Origin of the sequence: Ravibacter arvi, from assembly GCF_039540405.1 — a bacterium.
Lineage (GTDB): Bacteria > Bacteroidota > Bacteroidia > Cytophagales > Spirosomataceae > Ravibacter > Ravibacter arvi.
In genome coordinates, this window is the sequence record NZ_BAABEY010000016.1 from 85,859 (window position 1) to 107,221 (window position 21,363).

The 21,363-nt window shown below is 50.7% G+C and carries 17 protein-coding genes and 1 riboswitch; of the genes, 14 read left to right on the forward strand and 3 right to left on the reverse strand.

The window, feature by feature from the left end:
- Positions 1-2: 2 nt before the first annotated feature.
- From ilvN to ilvD, 3 genes are read right to left on the reverse strand one after another with little or no spacing between them, the layout of a single operon-like run.
- Entirely contained in the window at positions 3-563 is a 561-nt protein-coding gene (ilvN, locus tag ABD852_RS07875; RefSeq protein ID WP_345027704.1) for an acetolactate synthase small subunit, read from the reverse strand.
- A 39-nt stretch (positions 564-602) separates the two neighbouring features.
- The gene (gene ilvB, locus ABD852_RS07880) at positions 603-2,375 is read right to left on the reverse strand and encodes a biosynthetic-type acetolactate synthase large subunit (RefSeq protein ID WP_345027707.1); all 1,773 of its coding nucleotides are present in this window, start codon (positions 2,373-2,375) and stop codon (positions 603-605) included.
- 45 nt (positions 2,376-2,420) lie between these two features.
- Positions 2,421-4,109: a dihydroxy-acid dehydratase gene (gene ilvD / locus ABD852_RS07885; protein ID WP_345027709.1), complete on the reverse strand. Its 1,689-nt coding sequence runs from the start codon at positions 4,107-4,109 to the stop codon at positions 2,421-2,423.
- 532 nt (positions 4,110-4,641) lie between these two features.
- Here ilvD and murQ point away from each other — a divergent pair.
- The 14 genes from murQ to ABD852_RS07955 all read left to right on the forward strand — a co-directional run bounded on the left by murQ (position 4,642) and on the right by ABD852_RS07955 (position 21,360).
- Complete coding sequence (gene murQ, locus ABD852_RS07890) at positions 4,642-5,475, forward strand: N-acetylmuramic acid 6-phosphate etherase (RefSeq protein WP_345027710.1); 834 nt, start codon at positions 4,642-4,644, stop codon at positions 5,473-5,475.
- 134 nt (positions 5,476-5,609) lie between these two features.
- Positions 5,610-6,620, forward strand: coding sequence for a zinc-binding dehydrogenase (locus ABD852_RS07895; protein WP_345027711.1), 1,011 nt, complete (start codon positions 5,610-5,612; stop codon positions 6,618-6,620).
- Positions 6,621-6,690: 70 nt separating this feature from the next.
- Positions 6,691-9,057 carry a TonB-dependent receptor gene (locus ABD852_RS07900; protein WP_345027816.1) on the forward strand — a complete coding sequence of 789 codons (2,367 nt, stop codon included), beginning with the start codon at positions 6,691-6,693 and terminating at the stop codon, positions 9,055-9,057.
- On the forward strand, positions 9,041-10,027 hold the full coding sequence (locus ABD852_RS07905) for a DUF4249 domain-containing protein (RefSeq protein ID WP_345027712.1): 987 nt from the start codon (positions 9,041-9,043) through the stop codon (positions 10,025-10,027). The genes ABD852_RS07900 and ABD852_RS07905 overlap by 17 nt, the downstream gene beginning before the upstream one ends.
- An 87-nt stretch (positions 10,028-10,114) precedes the next feature.
- On the forward strand, positions 10,115-10,567 hold the full coding sequence (gene azu, locus ABD852_RS07910; RefSeq protein WP_345027713.1) for an azurin: 453 nt from the start codon (positions 10,115-10,117) through the stop codon (positions 10,565-10,567).
- Between the two features lie 191 nt (positions 10,568-10,758).
- Positions 10,759-11,799, forward strand: a complete 1,041-nt coding sequence (locus ABD852_RS07915; protein WP_345027714.1) for a lysylphosphatidylglycerol synthase transmembrane domain-containing protein — start codon at positions 10,759-10,761, stop codon at positions 11,797-11,799.
- A gap of 96 nt (positions 11,800-11,895) precedes the next feature.
- Complete coding sequence (locus ABD852_RS07920) at positions 11,896-12,600, forward strand: glycerophosphodiester phosphodiesterase family protein (RefSeq protein ID WP_345027715.1); 705 nt, start codon at positions 11,896-11,898, stop codon at positions 12,598-12,600.
- 60 nt (positions 12,601-12,660) lie between these two features.
- Positions 12,661-13,818 (forward strand): Gfo/Idh/MocA family protein, encoded by a 1,158-nt coding sequence (locus tag ABD852_RS07925; protein ID WP_345027716.1) that lies wholly within the window; start codon positions 12,661-12,663, stop codon positions 13,816-13,818.
- A 126-nt stretch (positions 13,819-13,944) separates the two neighbouring features.
- Positions 13,945-14,160 carry a hypothetical protein gene (locus ABD852_RS07930; protein WP_345027717.1) on the forward strand — a complete coding sequence of 72 codons (216 nt, stop codon included), beginning with the start codon at positions 13,945-13,947 and terminating at the stop codon, positions 14,158-14,160.
- 278 nt (positions 14,161-14,438) lie between these two features.
- A complete protein-coding gene (locus tag ABD852_RS07935; RefSeq protein WP_345027718.1) occupies positions 14,439-14,789 on the forward strand; it encodes a PadR family transcriptional regulator in 351 nt (116 codons plus the stop codon).
- A 46-nt stretch (positions 14,790-14,835) separates the two neighbouring features.
- Entirely contained in the window at positions 14,836-17,346 is a 2,511-nt protein-coding gene (locus ABD852_RS07940; protein WP_345027719.1) for a PspC domain-containing protein, read from the forward strand.
- A gap of 206 nt (positions 17,347-17,552) precedes the next feature.
- Entirely contained in the window at positions 17,553-18,239 is a 687-nt protein-coding gene (locus ABD852_RS07945) for a head GIN domain-containing protein (protein ID WP_345027721.1), read from the forward strand.
- Positions 18,240-18,345: 106 nt separating this feature from the next.
- Positions 18,346-19,134: an SDR family oxidoreductase gene (locus ABD852_RS07950; protein ID WP_345027722.1), complete on the forward strand. Its 789-nt coding sequence runs from the start codon at positions 18,346-18,348 to the stop codon at positions 19,132-19,134.
- Positions 19,135-19,194: 60 nt separating this feature from the next.
- A riboswitch (cobalamin riboswitch) is annotated at positions 19,195-19,384 on the forward strand.
- A gap of 50 nt (positions 19,385-19,434) precedes the next feature.
- A complete protein-coding gene (locus ABD852_RS07955) occupies positions 19,435-21,360 on the forward strand; it encodes a TonB-dependent receptor plug domain-containing protein (protein WP_345027724.1) in 1,926 nt (641 codons plus the stop codon).
- Positions 21,361-21,363: the final 3 nt, after the last annotated feature.

Below are 21,363 nucleotides of genomic sequence, written 5' to 3' on the forward strand. Positions count from 1 at the left end.
TCCTACAAATAATACTCCCACTCGGCCTCGGGCAGGTAGTCGTCGAGGCTTTTTGACGACTTGCTGACCGCAACGCGGCCCGAACGGACAAATTCAAGAATACCATACGGTTTGATATAGTTGAAGAAGTCGTGGATTTCCGGTAACGAGCCTGTTTTTTCAATCACCACATAATCAAGCCCCCAATATACGACCCATGCTTTATAGATTTTGTTGATCACCTCGATATCAAGGGGTTTGGCGCCGCTGAGGGTTGAGATTTTGAACATCGCGATCTCGTTGTAGACCACTTCTTCGTTGAGGTACCCGAACACGGCGAGCACTTCGATGACCTTCCTGATTTGCCGCACCAGTTTTTCGACTTCTTCCCGGATCTCGTGCTGGATGACAATGGTGAACCGGGAAACCCCCTTTCTTTCGGTTTCGGAAACCGTGAGGCTTTCTATATTAATCCTTCTCCTGCTGAAAAGAATGGTAATTTTATTGAGCAGGCCGACCGTATTTTCGGTAAAGACACAGAGGGTATAGGTCGTGCCGGTAGCGGCTGAAAAAGGCTGTGACATGAGAACTTTAAATATGGGATTTCGAGAGATAGATGATCGCTACTGAAGGCGTATGTCGGACACGCAGGCGCCGGACGGGACCATCGGGAAAACGTTTTCTTCTTTTTCGACCAGCACTTCGAGCAGGTATGCCGTGTCGGAGGAGATGAGCTTGTCGAGCGACTCGGACAGGTTTTCCCGCTTCTCGCAAGTATGGCCGTCAATCCCGAACCCTTTTGCGATGGTTATAAAATCGGGGTTTTGAAGCTCTACGAAAGAATATCGTTTCTGGTGGAACAGTTGCTGCCACTGGCGCACCATACCCAGGAAATTGTTGTTGAGGATGATGATTTTTACCGGCAGCCCGCTCTGAGCGATGGTACCGAGCTCCTGGATGGTCATCTGGAAGCACCCGTCCCCGATAAAGGTATAGACGTCGCGGTCAGGCGCGCCCACCTTGGCGCCGAATGCCGCAGGCAGCGCATAACCCATTGTACCCAGTCCACCCGAGGTGATAAAGGAATTCGGACGTTTGAATTCGTAGTAGCGGGCGGTCATCATCTGGTGCTGGCCTACGTCTGCTACGATTACGGCCTGTCCTTCGGTTTTGTCGGAAAGGCTCCTGATTACCTCCGCCATTTTGATTTTTTCGGTGGTTGCAGCAAGCTCAGGCTGCGTGATTTGCCGGTCTTCCATTTCGGCATATTTTCCGAATTCGGCGATCCACGACGGATGAGACCCGGCATTCACAAGCGGAAGCAGCATTTCGAGGGCTGCCTTGGCATCGCCCACGACCGGCGCATCGGCCTTGATGATTTTGTCAATTTCGGCAGGGTCAATTTCAATATGCACCACCTTGGCCTGTTTCGCATACCTGCTCACGTCACCGGTAACCCGGTCGTCGAAACGCAGCCCTACACCGATAATGAGGTCGCACTGGTTGGTCAGAACGTTGGTGCCATAATTGCCATGCATGCCCAGCCAGCCCATATACAGGGGATGATCAACAGAAACAGACGACAGGCCAAGAAGGGTAGAGGCGCAGGGAATGCCGGTTTTTTCTATGAATTTGAGCAATACCTTTTCAGCTCCGGAGATCTGGACCCCGTGGCCTACAAACAGGAACGGCTTCTTTGCGGCGTTAATAAGCGCAGCCGCCTTTTCAATCTGTTCTGATTTGGGCATCAGCCTCGGACGGTAGCTCACCATAGTCGTACAAGGGGCGTACGTAAACGGTTTGTTCATCATTTCGAGCTGGGCATTTTTGGTAATGTCGATCAACACCGGGCCCGGACGACCTGATTTGGCAATATAAAAGGCTTTTGCCATCACTTCCGGTACTTCGTCGGCGGAAGTGATCTGGTAGTTCCATTTCGTAATCGGCATGGTAACGCCCATTACGTCAGTTTCCTGGAAAGCGTCGGTGCCGAGGAGGTGTTTTGCTACCTGTCCGATTACGCAAACCATTGGCGTTGAGTCAATAATGGCGTCGGCAATGGCCGTAACAAGATTGGTAGCCCCCGGGCCTGAAGTTACCAGGCAGACGCCTACCTTACCTGAAAGCCTTGCATAGCCTTCGGCAGCGTGACCGGCACCTTGTTCATGGCGTACCAGGATATGGTTGATCTGGTCCTGGTAGTCGTAAATGGCATCGTAAACCGGCATAATGGCGCCGCCGGGATATCCGAAAATGGTATCGACTCCTTCTGCGAGCAAGGAGCGGATTACCGCATGCGATCCGTTAATTACCGCGGTCGGCGCGGGTTGAACCGCACGATCCTGAGAGTCTGAATTTAAGGAAGTCGTAGCTTCCTGTTTCTCTTTTAAGTCCATTACTCTTTTGAATTAGTGGTCGGTAGAATGTCTTTACTTCTTCGGTTAAGCTTCATCGGTCACGCAACCTTCGCTGGCCGATTTTACGTTGCGGATATATTTGCCCAGCACTCCTTTTGTGAACCGGGGAGCCGGTTGTACCCATGCAGCTTTCCGCGTTGCGAGTTCTTCGTCCGACACATGCAGTGTCAGTTCACGGGTGGTGGCGTCTATGGTAATCTCGTCCCCATCCTTTACGAGCGCGATCGGTCCGCCTTCAAATGCTTCAGGAGTGATATGCCCCACAACGAAACCGTGGGTTCCGCCTGAGAAGCGGCCGTCTGTGATCAGCGCGATCTTGTCGCCCAACCCGGCCCCCATCACGGCGGAGGTAGGTTTCAGCATTTCCGACATACCGGGGCCGCCTTTAGGGCCTGCATTCCGGATGACTACCACCTGCCCGGGTTTGATTTCCCCGTTGGCAAGCGCTGAAATGATTTCGGATTCATGCTCGCATATTTTGGCCGTTCCGTGAAAATGAAGCCCTTCTTTGCCGGTTATTTTGGCTACTGCGCCGGTTGGTGCAAGATTTCCGTAAAGGATCTGGATATGCCCCGAGCTTTTGATGGGTTTTGAAAGCGGGAATACGATTTTCTGTGCCTCAAAATCGAGATCTTTTTCGTTTTCAAGATTTTCGGCGACGGTTTTCCCGGTAACTGTGAGGCAGTCGCCGTGGAGCAATCCCTCTTTCAGAAGGTACTTCATGACGGCCGGCACACCGCCTATCGAGAGCATGTCTTCCATGAAATACTTGCCGCTTGGCTTCAGATCGGCTATAAAAGGAACCCGGTCCGAAATTTTCTGGATATCGTCGAGGGTTAACGGAATGCCTGCCGCCCGCGCGATAGCCAGGTAATGAAGCGCTGCATTGGTAGAGCCGCCCAGCGCCATTACCACGGTCAGGGCGTTTTCAAGGGATTTACGGGTGATGATTTTGGAAGGAGTGAGGTCCATTTCAAGCAGGTTTTTCATTGCTGCCCCGATTTTTTTACACTCTTCCTGTTTGCCTTCATGCGTAGCCGGATAAGTGCTGCTGAAGGGAAGGCTCAGGCCCATGGCTTCTATGGAAGACGACATGGTGTTGGCGGTGTACATGCCACCGCAGGCGCCCGGACCGGGAATAGAATTTTGTATAACCCCTTTGAAATCTTCATCGGAGATATTGCCGGCAAATTTCTTGCCCAAAGCTTCAAATGCAGATACAATGTCAAGGCTTTGGCCCTTATAATGACCTGAACGGATGGTCCCGCCGTAGACCATAATCGCAGGGCGGTCCAGCCTGGCCATGGCCATGATAGCGCCCGGCATGTTTTTGTCGCAACCTACCACCGCTACGAGGCCGTCGTACCATTGGGCGGCTACCACCGATTCAATAGAGTCGGCAATCAGGTCCCGGCTGGGTAGGGAGTAACGCATTCCGTCATTTCCGTTGGTCATACCGTCGGAAACGCCAATGGTATTGAAAATAAGCCCAACCAGCTCGCCGCTTGCCTGAACGCCCTGCTTAACATAAACGGAAAGGCCGTTAAGGTGCATGTTACAGGGGTTTCCCTCGTAGCCCGTGCTGGCAATCCCGATCTGGGGTTTTTTTAAATCGCTTTCTTTGAGGCCAATTCCGTACAACATGGCCTGGGCGGCCGGGTTGGTAACCTCCTGGGTAAGTGTTTTGGAATACTTGTTAAGTTCGTTCGACATTATCTTGAAATGTTTGAAAGAAAAACGCCTCACCCGGCTGATTGTGAGTGAGGCGTCTGGTTTAACCAATAAGTCACACTCACCACCGCTGGGGTGGGACGGGTAGAAGACCTATGGGTAGTAGCCGGATCATGTTAACAATGGATTTCGGAAAAGTAGATTAGCGAAATTTCGCTGTTTTTTAATCTTGACACAAATAAGGTGGGTTAGTTCTTATTTTCCAAATGTTATTTTAATTATTTTGATGTTTTTGAAGGAAGTTGGTTGGATGCCCGGCTTAACCCGATATTTTCTAAGTTTTCAAGCGACTGGCGGTCACGTGCCGGCTGGGTGCGGCGCCTCGTAATTCCGGCGCCAAAGGCTGCCATTCTATGGTATCAACAGTGGTGTTTCAATAGATTATTGTATTGGTTGATGAAATTCAAGAATTTTATTGTGACGGAAATCACCCGGTGAAGCGAGACCTTTGTTACGGATAGTTATATTTTTGTGCCGGCGCTTATTTTTTAAAGAAAAATATAAATAAATAAAGATGGATAGTCGAATGTCAGGTTTGACCACCGAGGGTGCGTCACACTACGAAAACCTTGATCGGATGAGCGTGGGGGAATTGCTCAACAATATTAACAAGGAAGACCAGACCGTGCCGCTTGCAGTTTCAAAAGCAATTCCGCAATTGACAGCGCTGGTCGGGGCGGTAGTAGAGCGCATGGAGCGGGGCGGGCGTCTCTTTTATATAGGCGCCGGAACGAGCGGGCGTCTCGGTATTGTCGACGCCTCTGAATGCCCGCCTACCTACGGGGTGTCGTTCGACCTGGTCATCGGGATTATCGCCGGCGGCGACGGTGCGATCCGCCGGGCAGTGGAAAATGCTGAGGACGACCCTGATCAGGCCTGGAAAGATCTGGAGGCATATCATATCAACGAAAATGACACTGTTGTGGGCATTGCGGCATCGGGACGCACGCCTTATGTGATCGGCGGACTGGATGAAGCGCGCCGCCGCGGAGTGCTCACGGGCTGCATCGTGTGCAACAGCGGTTCACCGGTGGCGAAATCGGCGGAGTTCCCCGTGGAGATCGTCGTAGGGCCCGAATTTGTGACCGGTAGCACCCGTATGAAAGCAGGTACCGCCCAAAAACTGGCATTAAATATGTTGTCTACATCGGTAATGATCCGGTTGGGGAAGGTCAAAGGCAACAAGATGGTAGACATGCAGCTGACCAATTACAAATTGGTGCAGCGCGCGGTGACCATGGTTATGGATGAGCTGAAAGTGGACGCCGATACGGCGAAGAATCTTCTCGATACCAACGGATCAAGTGTCAGGAAAGCGATCGAAGCGGGGAGGAAACTGAACGGGTGAACATCCTCTTCGCGGTTTGCCGGCGCAATTGGTTTTGCGATTCATGCTGCATTCATTTATTATTACACCGGATGTCAGGTTGCCGGGCCTGTTATCGAAATCCGGCATGGACCTTTAAAAGCATTGAAACAGGAATGAAAGCAGCCGTATTGAAAGCGCTCCACGAGCCATTGGTGTATGAAGAAGTAGATCAGCCGTTGCCTGCTTCGGGGGAGGTGCTCGTGGCCGTGAAGGCCGCCTCTCTCAACCACCGCGACGTCTGGATCCAAAAAGGGCTTTACCCCAGGGCCTACGCGCCCGCTATACTCGGTTCCGACGGCGCCGGAATTATTTCGATGGTCGGAGAAGGCGTGGATGCAACCCATATCGGGAAAAGCGTCATCATCAATCCGGGGCATGATTGGGGAGATGCGGAAACTCATTACGGTCCCGGGTTTACTATACTCGGATTGGAAGCTTGGGGGACTTTTGCAGAGTATGTAAAGGTTCGGGTGGATTACATAGCCGATAAGCCAGCGCATTTGTCGTTTGAGCAGGCGGCTGCCTTGCCGTTGGCTGGCGTGACTGCCTGGCGGAGCCTGATGACCAGGGCAGGGTTGAAGCGTGGCGAAAAAGTACTGATAACCGGGGCAGGAGGGGGCGTTGCCTTGTTTGCGATCCAGTTCGCAGTGGCGGCCGGAGCAGAAGTTTGGGTGACTTCCGGCAATGAAGACAAGATTGAAAAAGCTGTTTTGCTCGGCGCCAAAGGCGGGTTTAATTACCGGGCCGAAAATTGGCATCGAGAGGCGCTGACCAGGGTGGGCGCACCGAAGTCGGGATATTTCGACGTTATTATTGACAGTGCCGGCGGACCCGAGTTTCACCGGCTGACCGATCTGGCAGCTCCGGGCGGGAGAATCTGTTTTTATGGCGGCACAGTCGGGAACATTACCAACCTGGTCCCGGCCAAGGTGTTTTTTAAGCAGCTGTCTATTCTCGGCAGCACCATGGGGTCGCCCAAGGATTTTGCGGCCATGCTCGCATTTGTGGAAGAAAAGAAATTGGAACCGGTGATTGATGTAGTGCTTCCTTTTGAGGAGATAAGGAACGGGATGATGCGTATGGAAGCAGGAAAGCAGTTCGGCAAGATAGTGTTCGTATATTAAGAATTTGCTTCTGTTGTTGTAAATCCATATTGGGCATCGGGTGAAGTGTTTTCTGTTTTTTTGGGGGCTGATGATCAGCCAGGGGCTTCTTTTTGCACAAAGCTCAGTGACCCTCAGCGGGTTTGTGAAGGAAGCCGGCAGCGGGGAGCTGCTTCCAGGCGTTTCGGTGTATGTCCCGGGGACTTCTTTCGGTACGGTAAGCAATAATTACGGATTTTATTCACTCACGCTGCCCGTTTCAAAAGACACGGTGGAGATTGCTTATTCCTCTGTTGCCTTCACTTCGCAGCATTTTTCCTGGCTGCCCGACGAAAACCTGACGCGCAATGTGTCTTTGGTTTCTGCAACAGAATTAAAGGAGGTTACGGTCTCTGCCGCCAGGCAAAAGGCGTTTGTGAGCCAGGTACCGCAAATGAGTAAAATAGAAGTCCCGATTGCGCAGGTAAAGAAGATTCCGGGATTTATGGGGGAAAAAGATGTGCTGAAAGTGCTGCAGCTGATGCCCGGGGTCCAGAAAGGAAGCGAAGGGCAGGCCGGGCTGTATGTACGCGGCGGCGGTCCCGACCAGAACCTGGTTATACTAGACGAAGCCATTGTCTACAATGCCAATCACCTGTTTGGCTTCTTTTCCATCTTTAACAGTGACGCGTTGAAAAGCGTGGAGTTAACGAAGGGCGGCTTTCCGGCTCAATTCGGAGGGCGGCTTTCGTCCGTTCTGGAGATGAACATGAAAGAGGGGAACAAGGAGAAATTAAAGGGTGAAGGTGGTATCGGGCTGGTGGCTTCCAGGCTTACCCTGGAGGGACCTTTGTCAAAGGGTAAGTCTTCTTTCCTGGTTTCCGGCCGCCGGACCTATATTGATATATTAGCTAAGCCTTTCATTGCGCGCGAGCAGCGCGGAGAGGAGAACAAGGTAAATCCGGGCTACTATTTTTATGACCTGAACGCAAAAGTAAACTACGATTTCGGAGATAAAGACAAACTTTATCTAAGCGGTTATCTGGGGCAGGACAAATTTTCCGTAAAGGAGAAAGGGGATGAAAGACGGCTTCATGCCGGGCTTGATTGGGGAAATGTAACGGGCACTCTGCGCTGGAACCACGTTTTTAACTCGAAATTATTTGCAAATACCTCTCTTATTTTCAGCAGCTTCAAGTTTGGCGTCAATAACTATTTTGCAGAGAATGTCGGGACCAAAGACGAAACGGAGTTTAGCCTGAGCTATCTTTCCAGAATCCGGGACATCGGGCTCAAATCCGACTTTGACTATTATCCGCACCCCGCTCATGCCGTCCGTTTCGGGGTGCAGGCGATACGACATCAGTTTACACCTTCCGCGCTGGTTATTGCCGGCTCCCTGGTCGATACGCCACTCCGGCAGACCACTACTCCGGAAAATTCTGTCGAGAGCGGCCTGTATGTACAGGACGTATGGCAAATCGGGGGGCGGGTTAAGCTTAACGCGGGCTTCCGGCTGAGTATGTATCAGTCCGACTCCATACGCTATCTGCGACCCGAACCGCGCCTTTCAGCAGCTGTGCAACTGGCCGATAAGCTATCGTTCAAGGCATCTTACGCAGAAATGAACCAATATGTCCACCTGCTGTCGAACACGGGCCTGGGTTTGCCGACAGACCTTTGGGTACCTACCACCAGGAAAGTAAAGCCGCAGCAATCGCGGCAGGTCGCGGCCGGGTTCGCCAAGGATCTTGAAAAGCCGGGCATCACTCTCACGCTCGAAGGGTACTACAAGCACATGAACGATATTCTTAATTACAAGGAAGGTGCTTCGTTTTTGTCGTTCCAGGGAGATGGTGCGAGCGATGTGAACTGGCAGAACAGCGTTACTTCGGGTAAGGGGTGGTCTTATGGCGCCGAATTCCTGGTTCAGCGCAAGGCAGGCAGGCTGTCGGGGTGGGTGGGTTATACTTTGTCCTGGACCTATTGGAAGTTCCCGGAGCTGAATGGCGGCAAGATATTTTTCCCAAGGTATGACCGGCGCCACGATATATCGGTGGTAGGTATCTACGAGCTGACGAAAAAGATTCACCTCTCGGCAGTATGGGTTTACGGAACGGGTAATGCCCTGACCTTACCCGTTGCCACTTACAGCACCATGCCGCATATGCCGGTCGGAGGCTGGAGTAGTTATGCGAACCCAGGTCTGGCGCCCTTCGGCTATGGCAGGATTGTGAGCGACTACGGCGAAAAAAATAGTTTCCGGGCAGAGCCTTATCACCGTATGGATATTTCGATCCAGTTTATCAAACAGAAAAAGCGGTACGAAAGGGTTTGGGATATTTCGTTTTATAACCTCTACAATCGTCGGAATCCATTTTTCTATTCGCTGGATAATAACGGTTTAGGCCGCTATCAATTGAAACGATATTCCCTTTTTCCGATTATTCCTTCTGTCAGCTATGGATTTAAATTTTAGTTTTTCGGGGCGGAGGGCGAAACCGGCAAGCCGGGCCATTGCGACGGCCCTCACCTTCTTTCTGGCGGCGTGCGGATCTTTGGTAGAGGTTGTTTCGCCCCTGGAGATAGCCGGCGCCGAGGCAAAGCTGTCGGTTCATTCTTTTATATCCCCCCAAGACACCCTGATCAGGGTATATGTATTGGAGTCCGTACCTATATTCAGTTTGGAAACCGGTAATGAAAGGCAGGTTCTGCGTGGTGCCAGCGTAAAACTCGACGGGATCCCGCTTCCGTTCGACTCAACACTGCTGGCCTACACCATCCGTCCTTTCCGGCTGGGAGGGATAAAAGCGGGAAATACCTATCACCTGGTGGTAGAAGAGGGTAATCGGCGTGTTGAAGCCCGGACGACCGTTCCTGAAGTACCTGCTGCAATCAGTTCCTATCGGATAGATACCTCATATGCAAGCCTGCGCGGTAATTTCAGCAGACAGGATACCACGCTGGCGGTACAGTTTTCGTGGCCCGACCCCGCTGCAACTGAAGACTACTACCGGGTTTCGGGCACCGCCCATGCCATTGCGAGCTACTTGACTACAGATGAAAACGGGAAGTCGGTAGTTCGCCGGGGACAGGTTACCATTGCCCTGTTCTGGGATGACAATTTCGGCAGGAGTGAATTTCAAAGTGACGTGAATGCCAATGGCGGGACTATGCAGTCGCCTACAGGCCGGGTAAGAATAGAGCGCCCGGTGTTTTATACGAACAACGGCGTTCCGGTACAGGAGGAGCCGCCGCATGTAACCGGGATTACTTTGAATTTACATCGCACCGACCGGCATTATTTTCAATATCACCGTACCATAGACCAGCACGAGATGGCGGCTGATAATCCTTTTGCAGAGCCTGTTCTGGTATATTCAAACGTGATCGGGGGCTTGGGTGTCTTTGCGAGCTATAATTCTTTTTCAATTGTGGTTAAACCCTGAAGCCTCTTGGCCGTCTATAGTTTTGCATATGCAAGTTTCTATATGTTAATTCGCAAATAGTTTTTAATCCTTATCAAAATTAAAAAAATGACTAAGTTTCGTTTATTCTTTGCGGCAACCATCCTGGCGTTTGTTGGTCTGATTTCTACGGCGCAAGCCCAAAAGCAAGTGGAATTGACACTTGAAGGTACTGATGCAATGCAATTCACAAAAAAGGAGCTTAAAGTTAAGGCGGGTCAATCTGTCAAACTGACTTTGAAGCATACCGGTAAGCTGGCAAAGGCGGCAATGGGCCACAACTTCGTACTGCTTGCGCAAGGCACCGACGTTGCGTCGTTTGGCCAGAAGGCAGCGCAGGCGCGTGATACCGAGTATATTCCGAAAAGCGAAGCATCGAAAATCCTGGCTCATACCAAGCTGATCGGTGGTGGCGAATCAACTACTGTAGAATTCAAAGCGCCTAAAAAAGGTACTTACACTTATATCTGTAGCTTCCCCGGTCACTATGCGCTGATGCAGGGAAAACTGATTGTAGAGTAAGGATCTCCCTGACTTTGATCGGAGGAAACCTCTTTGGACCAAATTTCGGTCTAAAGAGGTTTTTTTACGTATTTTAGAAAAGGAAGTTGTTATTTTGCCCGTCACTGTTCATCTTCCGGCAAAACCGGGGGTGAAGACATTACCGGAATTGATTGACTTTACCTGGCTTTTTCTTTAAGCAACTTCGTCGAATGAAAAAAACTGCCCGTTATCTTGTATCGTTTCTACTGGCGGCAGGCTTGCTATGGTTTGTTTTTAAAGATATCGACCTCGCTTCAATGAAAGAGAGGATGATGCACGCCGACTGGCGCTGGATTGCCCTTAGCTTTGTGCTCACTTTGGTTGCGCACCTTTTCAGGGCCTGGCGCTGGGTCATGTTGCTGCGGCCGCTCGATAAGTCGGTTTCCGTCTATTCGAGCTTTGTCAGTCTGCTTACCGGGTATTTCGCCAATTATATTTTGCCGCGGATGGGCGAGGTAACGCGTTGCGGCACGCTCTATCGCATGGAAGGCGTGCCGGTAAACCAAAGCCTGGGCACGGTGCTTGCGGACCGGATTTTTGATGTCCTGATGCTTGCGATCCTGCTGATGCTTAATTTTTTTCTCGAATTCGACAGGTTGAGCACTTTCTTTTCCGGTCTCATCGGTGACAAAATCGGTGGTGCCGGTGGTTCGGCAAATCTCCTGGCCCTTGTTTTGGTCGGCGGTGGCCTGGTTTTGATCGCAGGAGGAATATTAATCTGGAAAAACGAGAAGGTCCGCGAGCGTATTTTGTCGGTGGGGCTGTTCAGGAAAATCGCGGATTTCGGAGTGGGTATGCTGGACGGGTTACTGAGTGTGAGGAAACTGGAACGGCCCGGACTTTTTATCCTGGCTACGCTGGGGATCTGGATTTCCTATTATTTCAGCTCATTTGCCATTTTCTTCTGTATCCCGGAAACTTCGCAGCTTGGTTGGCTGGCTGGCTTGACGGTACTCGTGATTGGAGCGGTTGGTATGACTGCGCCAACCCAGGGGGGGATAGGGGCCTATCACCTGCTTGTGGGCAATGTAATGGTGCTCTATGGTCTCAGTCAGCAGGACGGTATCACGCTGGCTACCTTTATTCACGGATCCCAGATGATACTGATGCTGGTAGTGGGGGCTATTGCTTTTCTTCTGGTGCTGCTGCATCAGAGCGATGCCTCCAAAAAAAATGAACGGCTGGAGAGAGGTATTGAAAACAAAATTTGATAAACGCAAAAAATGATGCTGAAAAGGATTTTACCCTTTGTTTTGGTTTGTATGACTTCCGCCGCATTTACATGGTGTAATGCGCAATCAAAAAAAATGAAAAACCCGGTAATCGCGCACAGAGGCGCCTGGAAGAATACAAAGGTGCCGCAAAATTCGGTTGCTTCGCTCAAAGAAGCCGTTGCGCTCGGTTGTACAGGGAGCGAATTTGATGTGAGAATGACCGCCGACGGCCACATGGTGGTAGTTCATGATGCCAGCCACGACGGTGTTTCTATCGACAGCTCGGAATTCAGCAAAGTCAAAGCGTTGAAACTTTCCAATGGGGAGCCCATTTCTACGCTTGAGGAATACCTGAAGGCCGGCGCCGGTCAAAAGGGAACCAAACTGGTGCTCGAAATAAAGTCTTCGCAAATGGGAAAGCAGAGCTCGCTGCTTTTGGCGCGAAAATGCGTTGAAACTGTGAAGAAATTAAAATTGAAAAAGAAGGTAGATTACATTGCCTTCGACTACGATGTTTGCAAGCTGGTTCACGAATTGGATCCGAAAGCCAATATTGCTTACCTGAATGGTGACATTAACCCGGCGGCACTGCAAAAAGCAGGGATTAACGGGATTGACTATCACATCAGTGTCATGAAGAAAAATCCGAATTGGATAGCGGAAGCCCACCAGGCTGAAATGACAGTCAATGTGTGGACTGTAAATAAAAAGGAAGACATGCAATGGTGCATCGACAACGGGGTGGATTTTATCACAACCGACGAGCCCGAAATCTTGTATTCACTGCTGGGTCGCTGACAGGGCCCGGCCAGTTTGACGTTAATTTGATACTTTCCACGTATAATTCTAAACCTTGATATGGATACCGAAAATTCTAGAAGGACTTTCCTTAAATCGTCAGTAGGCGTAGCCGCCGGCCTGATCAGTTTGCCGGCTATTGAGCCTTTGAAAAACGAGACAATTGAAAAATACAAAAGTGTAAACATTGGCGACAAAACTGTGGCCCCGTCTATTAAGTTTGCGGCTATTGGTTTGAACCATGGGCATATTTATGGTCAGGTAGAGGTGTTAAAAAAAGGCGGTGGAGAATTGACTGCTTTTTATGCCAAAGAACCCGAACTGATTGCCAACTTTCAAAAGCGGTATCCCGGTGTTAAACTGGTGAAAGACGAGCGGGAAATTCTGGAAGATAAGAACATTCAATTGGTTACAAGTGCTGCAATTCCCGTGGAAAGGGCGCCGCTTGGAATTCAGGTAATGAAGCACGGGAAAGATTTCCTGTCGGACAAACCCGGTGCCGTTACGTTAAAGCAGCTCGCTGAAGTCCGGAAAGTGCAAAAGGAAACGGGACGTATCTATGCGATCATGTACAGTGAAAGGTTGGAGAATAAAGCTACGGTAAAAGCGTATGATCTTATAAAACAAGGTGTTATAGGTAAAGTGGTCCAGACGATCGGGTTAGGACCGCACCGGACAAATTTGCCGAGCCGGGCCGATTGGTTTTTTGATAAACAGAAATATGGTGGTATAATCTGCGATATCGGCAGTCATCAATTTGACCAGTTCCTCTATATTACCGGTTCTACTTCTGCCGAAGTAGTGGCTTCCCAGGTTGGAAATATGAATCATCCTCAATATCCGGGCCTTGAAGATTTTGGTGACGCAATGGTGCGGGGAAATGGCGGCGTCGGTTACCTCCGCGTGGATTGGTATTCGCCCGACGGGTTGAAAACATTCGGTGACGGCCGGCTTACTGTGCTGGGAACAGAAGGATATATCGAAGTCCGGAAAAATATAGATATCGGAGGCAGGGAAGGAGGAAGCCATCTTTTTGTTGTCAATGGAAAGGGAGTCGAGTATGTTGATTGCCAGAATGTTCATTTGCCATTCGGCGAACAATTGGTGAGCGATGTTGTGAACAGAACACAAACCGCTCAAAACCAGGAAAATTGTTTTCTTGCCACTGAACTTACCTTAAAAGCACAGCAAAAAGCAACTAATATTTCGAAGAAGTAGACGGATAAGGTTTGTATGATTTTCCGGGTAATATGCAAATTAAGTCTGGAATTGAAAGATTTTATAAAGATTTCATAACTTGCAGGCTCAAACTTGGTTATAAGTTTAAAACAACTACTTAATCCCATGGCAAGAACTGCATCAATTTCAAAAAAGCTGGAAAATCACATTGCTGACATCGAGGCGAAAATTTCCAAACTTCAGGATGACCTTGCGATTGCAAAGGCCAACTACGAAAACTATGTAACACACAGGCAGGTGATCGAATCTATCCTGAGCTTACGTGAAGCTCCGGATGTGGCGGCGCCGAAGCGTAAATACACTAAAAGGGCCAAGGCTTAATTTAATTTCTGCCTAGACCATAAAGGAGGTCAGTAGTTTTAACTGCTGGCCTCTTTTTCTTTTGTGGCGGATTTTACTCCATAAAACCCCGCCGGGCAAGGTATTACAAGAAAAAAATCACCAAGTACCTTGCATAGCAAAGTACTTGTTACTACATTTGTCCATCCTTACTGGAAATGCGTGTTGTGGAATCTGTTTAGCCATGAAAAAGACATGACCGCGGGAGTAAGGCGTTTGGGCAAGACGGGTTTGCCTGTTAGCATCATATTAAGAATGACATGAATATTGAAAATGCTCAGGTGCAGATGCGCAAGGGGATCCTTGAGTTCTGCATTTTGCATATCATCTCCAGGGGAGAGGTATATGCGTCCGACATGCTGGAGGAGCTAACGGCGGCACGGATTATGGTAGTTGAAGGAACGTTGTACCCGCTGCTCACCAGGCTGAAAAATGCCGGCTTTCTCGATTACAAGTGGGTGGAATCATCCTCCGGTCCGCCCAGAAAGTACTACGTTCTGACCCGGGAGGGTGAAATTTTTCTGGAAGGAATGCAGACTACCTGGAACGAGCTGTCGCGGTCGGTATCCTCCATAATCGACAAAACGCAAAAGAACAACACGGACAAATAACCCGACCTGCCTGCAGGTGGAGACCAAATAAGGAATAAGGATAACCATGAAAAAGACCATAAGTATCAACATAGCCGGCCAGATTTTCTACATCGAAGAAGACGGTTACGACATGCTGCGTCAGTATCTCGGCTCCGTGCACCGATATTTTTCATCGTTTGCCGATAGTGCTGAGATTGTTGCAGACATCGAGGGGCGTATTGCCGAGCGCTTCCTGCAAAAACAGAAAGTCGAGAACAAGCAGGCTATTTCCATTGATGACGTGAGTGAGCTGATTCAGGCAATGGGAAATGTAACTGACTTTGAAGCCGCCGAAAATGCCGATGACCTGATTTCCGAACCGCTGCATGCGGCGGGAGCATCGGCAAGCCAGGCTGATCCGGCCGTTGAAAATGAGCCGCAGCAGAGGCCGCAAAAGCCGAAAGAGCGCTTTTACCGTGACCTGAAGCGCAAGATTCTGGGTGGAGTTGCCGCCGGTATTGCCCATCACTACGCCATGGACCCCCTTTGGGTCCGCTTGCTCCTGCTGTTGGGTATATTCGGCATGGTGCCCATCAGCGGCATCATGAATTTCCACAAGGAGGAAGAATTTGCTTTTCTGGGCGGCTTCCTGATGGTAGCGTATATAGCCATGTGGATTGCTTTTCCGGGATCGGCCAACCTGGAAGACGAAGCAAAGATCCGGAAGTTTTACCGGGACCCCGCCAATAAGGTATTGGGCGGCGTTGCATCGGGGCTGGCGTCCTATTTTAACCTTGATACCGGTATTGTGCGGTTTCTCTGGGTGATTTCTATTTTATTTTTTGGGATAGGTATCCTTATCTATATTATTCTCTGGGCGATCGCGCCGGTGGCCAACACGCTTACCGAGAAAATGGAAATGCAGGGAGAAGCCATTACGCTGTCCAATATCGACAGCACAATCCGGAGAAACCTGAGTGAAGGATCGGAACGGGTGCGTGAAAGCGACTTAAAACGCCTGCTGTTGTTACCGTTCCAGATCTTCGGAAAAATCCTGAATGCTTTGGGGCGCGTACTGAAGGGGCTCGGTCCCGTGCTGCGGGTACTGATCGGCATCTTTATGGTCGGCCTCGCCATAAGCGGGCTGTTGATGATGCTGGTATGCGGCGCAGCTTTGTTGGGACTGGCCAATATGCCTGACTTTGGCGTCTTTCCGCCCGAATTCCTGATCTTAAAAGAAACACCCGGGGTACTGATCCTTTCTATTGCAACCATTGTTACGGTGCCCCTGCTGGTATTGCTTTTCCTGGGATTGATGTTGCTCCTGAATCGGAAAGTGGTGGGCAGCACCGTGTGGATTGTGATGGCCGGATTGATGATATTCAGCATTGTCGGCGCTATTTCCTCCGGGCTGGTGTTTCAAAGAAATTTTGTAGAGGAAGGGGAATTTTCACAGGTGAGCCGGTACCCGATCGGTAAGCACGTCCTTTTTATTGACCAGGACGGTAGCTACAGCAGCAAGACGCTTGATGTAGAAGTGAACCTGAAAGGGAGCTACCGTAAGGACAGTGTGGGCCTTGAGAAGATTTTCCACGCAAGAGGCGCTACCCGCCAGGAGGCACGCGACCTTGCAGGCAAGATTGTTTATGACGTTGAAAGGATGGATTCCACGCTTTACTTTCCCGGCGCGCCGTTTGTTTCGGAAACACTTCCTTTCCGGAACCAGCATATCTACGCAGTTCTGGAGGTTCCTTATAACAAGCCGTTCGCCATGTCACGGAATTTCTATTTCGGCTTTCTGAGACGCAACTACGATATTACCAAAAACATGGAGAACATGGACCTTTGGAACCGGGAGCTGGACTGGAAAATGCTGAGATGGTCGATTATCCCTGATTCCGGCCTGGTCTGTCTGAATCTGCCGCAAAAGTTTTTTTTGAAAGAAGAAGCACCCGATAACCCCTCGGCAGAATGGGATGGCGGGGAATCATTTGACGGTATTGACCTGGGTGAAAGGGGGGAATTCGTCAAGCAAATTGTAGTTCCGGAATTCAGGGGAATTGATCTGGGAGGGGCCTACCGGATTCAGGTCAAGAAGGATAACCAGTTTTCGGTGACTCTCGACGGCTCGGAAGAGAATGTGGAGCTTTTGGCACCTAAAGTGGAAAATGGCATTCTCCGTATTGACAGGACGGACGGCGATAAAAATGTTCCTGATCCTGAAGGGCGTATTGGCGTCGTGATCCGGGTTCCGTTTCTGGAGTCGGTGGAACTGTCGGGCTCCACGCAGTTAAAGGCAGACGATTTCGCAAAGCGCGAGAATCTCAGGGTCAGGCTTTCGGGAGCGTCGGCTGCAGAACTGAGCGCAAATGCGGACCGCGTTGAACTGGAACTCACCGGGGCTTCCCGGATGCGGTTCAAGGGAAATGTGAGTACGCTCAAAGCCGGGTTGTCCGGAAGCTGTTTGCTGGATGCCCGCGAATCGGTTATTAACCAGGCGGATGTTCAGGCATCGGGTTCCTGCAGAGCCAACCTGGGGACGGTTCAGAACCTCGAGAAGCGCGAAAACGGCAATAGCCGTGTAACGCGGAGATGAGGAACCGGAATTTTATTTAGAAAATAAGCAACATTGCCGGGCTGCTTTCGGTCTTTGGTACAAACTGTTAAAAATTAGCGGTGAGGTAAGGGATCTCTGATTGAAATAGTCATGAGCTTTGAGGTATTAGCTACAAGCGGCACACAAACAGCTGATGAATAAATAGCTCACCCCTCACAGCTCACCGCTTAAACCTTTTTATACACATGAAAAAGCTGAACCTATTATTGTTTATGGTACTGGCGGTGGTTGCCGGTGCCTATGCCCAGGAAGAAACCCGTTCCTTCAACGTGAAAGATTTTGAAAAGCTCTCTATGGGAAGCGCTTTTAAAATCAACCTGAAGCAAGGTAAGAATTTCCGGGTGGTTGCCACCGGGCAGCGCAGGGATCTGGATGATCTTGAAGCAAAGGTTTCGGGTGGCAAGTTGTCGATCCGCTACAAAGAGAATGGGCGTAACCGCAAGGGCGTGCATTTCGAGATAGAAATGCCCGAGCTGTCGGGGATAGATCTCTCCGGCGCGGCAAGCATGAAAGCCGGCAAATTTAATACCCGCGGCAATTTTGACCTGGATGTTTCGGGAGCGGCCAAGCTGGAACTGGAGCTGGATGCCGAAACGGTTGATTTCGATCTTTCCGGTGCTTCTTCCACTGAGCTTTCCGGGCGGGCAAATTCATTGAGAGGTGATATTTCCGGCGCTAGCAGCCTGAGAGCAGGTAAATTCCCGGTCAAAGAGGTTGAAATTGATGCGTCAGGAGCCAGTTCAGCCTCCGTACAGGCCAGCGCCAGGTTGTCGGGCGATGCCAGCGGGGCAAGCAGCATCCGTTATTCGGGTGGCGCAAAAGAGATTCGCGTGAATAGTTCGGGCGGTAGCTCTATCCGGCGTTCCGAATAAGAAAAGCCCCGATCTGTCTGCGGAGGCCCCCGGGAATCAATTCCGGGGGCCTTTTTACAATACTGCACATTGACTATTTTTGCCGGCAGGTCTTAATAATGTCACTATGGAGCTTCAGCTAAAAGGAAGAAATGCGCTTGTTTGCGGTAGTTCGCAAGGTATCGGACTAGCTTCGGCCGTTGAATTGTCGAAACTCGGGGCCAATGTCATGTTGCTGGCCCGGGACCGCGCGAAACTGGAACGGGCAATTGCTACCCTGGATACGTCTGCCGGACAGCAGCACAGCGTTTTTGTAGCCGATTTTAGCAGCAGCGATAGCGTTCTTCAGGCGATAAGCGAAATCAGGGCAACGGGTATGCCGGTTCATATCCTGGTTAATAATACCGGAGGGCCGAAAGGAGGAAATCTGATTGAAGCCGAAGGAAGCGTCCTGTTGACGACCTTCCAGATGCACCTCATCAATAACCACCATTTGGCCCAGGCTTTTGTTCCGGATATGCAGGCGGAAGGGTTCGGGAGGATCATCAACGTTATCAGTACTTCCGTAAAGCAGCCCATCACCGGATTGGGGGTTTCGAATACAATTCGCTGGGCGGTGGCCGCCTGGGCAAAAACCCTGGCCAATGAACTGGGAAGATTCGGCATCACCGTAAACAATGTGCTGCCCGGGTATACCAAAACCGCCAGATTGAAGTCAGTTTTCGAGATGAGGGCGAGCGAGCAGGGGAAGACGGAAGACCAGGTTGCGTCGGAGTTAATGGCCACTATTCCCGGAAGGAAATTTGCCGAAGCGGCAGATGTAGGCGCTGCTGTCGCATTCCTGAGTACGCCGGCTGCCGGAAGTATTAATGGCATCAATCTTCCGGTAGATGGCGGTGCCACTGCCAGCCTTTAGGAAAGCAACAGCCGGTAAGGTCATTTTGCCGATATTTTCCGGTTATTCATAATAACTATTAACTTTGCACCGCTTCCAGGTGTAGGACATCACCGATGCCCTGCTTAATTGGGAACTCCGTGTAAATCGGAGACTGTCCCCGCAACTGTAAGTCCTATACAATTCAGATACATCTGCAGCCACTGCTTTTTGCGGGAAGGCCCATCTGAACGGGACGAGTCAGGAGACCAGCCTGAAAGTAGGTTTGCCGGCCTTCGGAGGAAGGGTCCGGCGATTGTAGGAATTTTTTCCAACACGTACTTGTCCGATTTGAAAATTTGCCTGGCAGCATGTGTGTTGCTGTTGCTCTGCGGCTGTCCTTTGTCCGCACAAAGGGATAGCATTTCCCTGGGGGAAGTAACCGTGCGCGGCATTGCTCCTGAGCGGTATCAGGCGGGCCTGTATGTGCAGAACCTTGATTCGGCTATTTTATTTCAGGCTGCTTTCCGGAGGTTGGATGAAGTACTGACCCATGCGACTCCCCTTACTTTCAGAAATTATGGGAACGGGCAATTGTCCACCCTTTCTTTCCGGGGGCTTTCCGCCAGCCACACTGCCGTTTTGTGGAACGGTGTGAACATCAACCAACCGGGTTTGGGACAAACCGATTTCTCTGCGGTTCCGGCCGGGTCCTTTGAAAGGATTGCAGTCCAGTACGGTGCCGGGGCATCTCATTTGGGAACGGATGCCGTTGGCGGCAGTGTGCTGATAGAAAACTCCCCGATGAAGCAGGAAGGCCTTCGGTTTACAGCAGGGATGGAATACGGCAGCTTTGGCAACGGGATGTTCCAGGGAGTGGCGAAGTACCGGACCCGGATCGGTGAAAACTGGCAGTTCGCAGGAAAAACCCAATATTACCAGGCGGACTACCTGAATAAATATCCCGCTGCCTATTTTCAAAAACGGAGAGTAGAACCTTCTACCACCTTTCAAAAAGGCCTTTTCCAGGACCTGTTTTTCCAGGGGCGGAACGGGAAGACCTGGTCGGCCCACCTCTGGCTGAGCGATAACCGGATGACCCTTTGGCCCGACGCGCCGGCCGCACGTGAATTGACAGGCCTGGGTGCTGCGCGAACCATGATCCGGTACGGCGACGGGAAATGGCAGCTTAAAGGTTTTTATATCCGGGACATTGTGGATTATGCCACCGGCGATTACTCAATACCGGATCGTTCCCGAACGGGCCGGTTCGGCACGCGCGCAGAAAGAGAATGGCGTTTTGATATCAATAAAATGAACCTGACGCTTTTAGCCGGCGGGGAGTATGCCTATTTCGATGCAAGGGTAAAGGGCTACGAAGCCGGCAGGATAGGAGAAAGCCGCGGGGACGTATTCTTGCTCACTCGTTTGGCCGGGAATTCCGGGTGGTCGCTGGCTTTGAACGCAAGGCAGGCCTTCGTGGAAGGGTATGGAGTGCCTTTTACGCCCTCGTTCGGGTTTGAATACCCGGTGTTGAAAAAACGTAATTTCCTTTTAAAGCTGACTGCTTCCGTGGCGCGGAGCTACCGGGTACCAACGCTCAATGAGCGCTATTGGAAAGACCTGGGTAACCCGGCGATCCGGCCCGAATCAGGCTGGAACAAGGAGGCGGGTACAGAGGTGACAGGAGAATTTGGTGAATATTTCGGGTTCAGCGCCAGGGCAAACGCCTTTCATAACCAGGTAAGCCATTGGATTTATTGGAATCCCGCAGCCAATTACCGGGCGGAAAACATTCTGCAGGTGGTATCGCGCGGCGCTGAATTCATCGGCCGGTTGTCGTACAGAAACCGGAAATGGATGGCGGGTTTTCATTCTGCCATCGGCTACACAAAAAGTACCCAGGAAAAGGCCTATGACGCATATTCAAGGGAGGTGCTAGGAAAGCAGCTTCGGTTTGTGCCGCTCTGGCTGGCGAACTGGAGCCTCTATTGGGGGTACGGAAAAGGCAAGCTGACGCTTCAATTGCACCAGGAATCTTTACGGTATACTACTTCCGACAATAGTCAGTACCTGCCGGCTTACCGGTTGCTCAATGTCTTGTATGAACATCAACTGGATATCCTCCCGGTGGGCGTGCGCATCCAGGGACGGGTGCTGAATGCCGGGAATGAGTTGTATTTCAATGTGAAGTCAAACGGAATGCCGGGGCGGAGCTATCATGTGAGCCTGTTGCTGGATGGACAAATATTATCAAAACAACCATAAATC

What these genes read in the sequence shown, in the direction of transcription:
- ilvN (WP_345027704.1), bottom strand. Translation starts at nt 563, where the DNA reads ATGTCACAGCCTTTTTCAGCCGCTACCGGCACGACCTATACCCTCTGT.
- ABD852_RS07905 (WP_345027712.1), top strand. Translation starts at nt 9,041, where the DNA reads ATGGATTTAAATTTTAGTTTTTCGGGGCGGAGGGCGAAACCGGCAAGC.
- ABD852_RS07895 (WP_345027711.1), top strand. Translation starts at nt 5,610, where the DNA reads ATGAAAGCAGCCGTATTGAAAGCGCTCCACGAGCCATTGGTGTATGAA.
- ilvB (WP_345027707.1), bottom strand. Translation starts at nt 2,375, where the DNA reads ATGGACTTAAAAGAGAAACAGGAAGCTACGACTTCCTTAAATTCAGAC.
- ABD852_RS07940 (WP_345027719.1), top strand. Translation starts at nt 14,836, where the DNA reads ATGAAAAAGACCATAAGTATCAACATAGCCGGCCAGATTTTCTACATC.
- ABD852_RS07925 (WP_345027716.1), top strand. Translation starts at nt 12,661, where the DNA reads ATGGATACCGAAAATTCTAGAAGGACTTTCCTTAAATCGTCAGTAGGC.
- ABD852_RS07945 (WP_345027721.1), top strand. Translation starts at nt 17,553, where the DNA reads ATGAAAAAGCTGAACCTATTATTGTTTATGGTACTGGCGGTGGTTGCC.
- ABD852_RS07930 (WP_345027717.1), top strand. Translation starts at nt 13,945, where the DNA reads ATGGCAAGAACTGCATCAATTTCAAAAAAGCTGGAAAATCACATTGCT.
- murQ (WP_345027710.1), top strand. Translation starts at nt 4,642, where the DNA reads ATGGATAGTCGAATGTCAGGTTTGACCACCGAGGGTGCGTCACACTAC.
- ABD852_RS07950 (WP_345027722.1), top strand. Translation starts at nt 18,346, where the DNA reads ATGGAGCTTCAGCTAAAAGGAAGAAATGCGCTTGTTTGCGGTAGTTCG.
- ABD852_RS07900 (WP_345027816.1), top strand. Translation starts at nt 6,691, where the DNA reads ATGATCAGCCAGGGGCTTCTTTTTGCACAAAGCTCAGTGACCCTCAGC.
- azu (WP_345027713.1), top strand. Translation starts at nt 10,115, where the DNA reads ATGACTAAGTTTCGTTTATTCTTTGCGGCAACCATCCTGGCGTTTGTT.
- ABD852_RS07935 (WP_345027718.1), top strand. Translation starts at nt 14,439, where the DNA reads ATGAATATTGAAAATGCTCAGGTGCAGATGCGCAAGGGGATCCTTGAG.
- ABD852_RS07915 (WP_345027714.1), top strand. Translation starts at nt 10,759, where the DNA reads ATGAAAAAAACTGCCCGTTATCTTGTATCGTTTCTACTGGCGGCAGGC.
- ilvD (WP_345027709.1), bottom strand. Translation starts at nt 4,109, where the DNA reads ATGTCGAACGAACTTAACAAGTATTCCAAAACACTTACCCAGGAGGTT.
- ABD852_RS07920 (WP_345027715.1), top strand. Translation starts at nt 11,896, where the DNA reads ATGAAAAACCCGGTAATCGCGCACAGAGGCGCCTGGAAGAATACAAAG.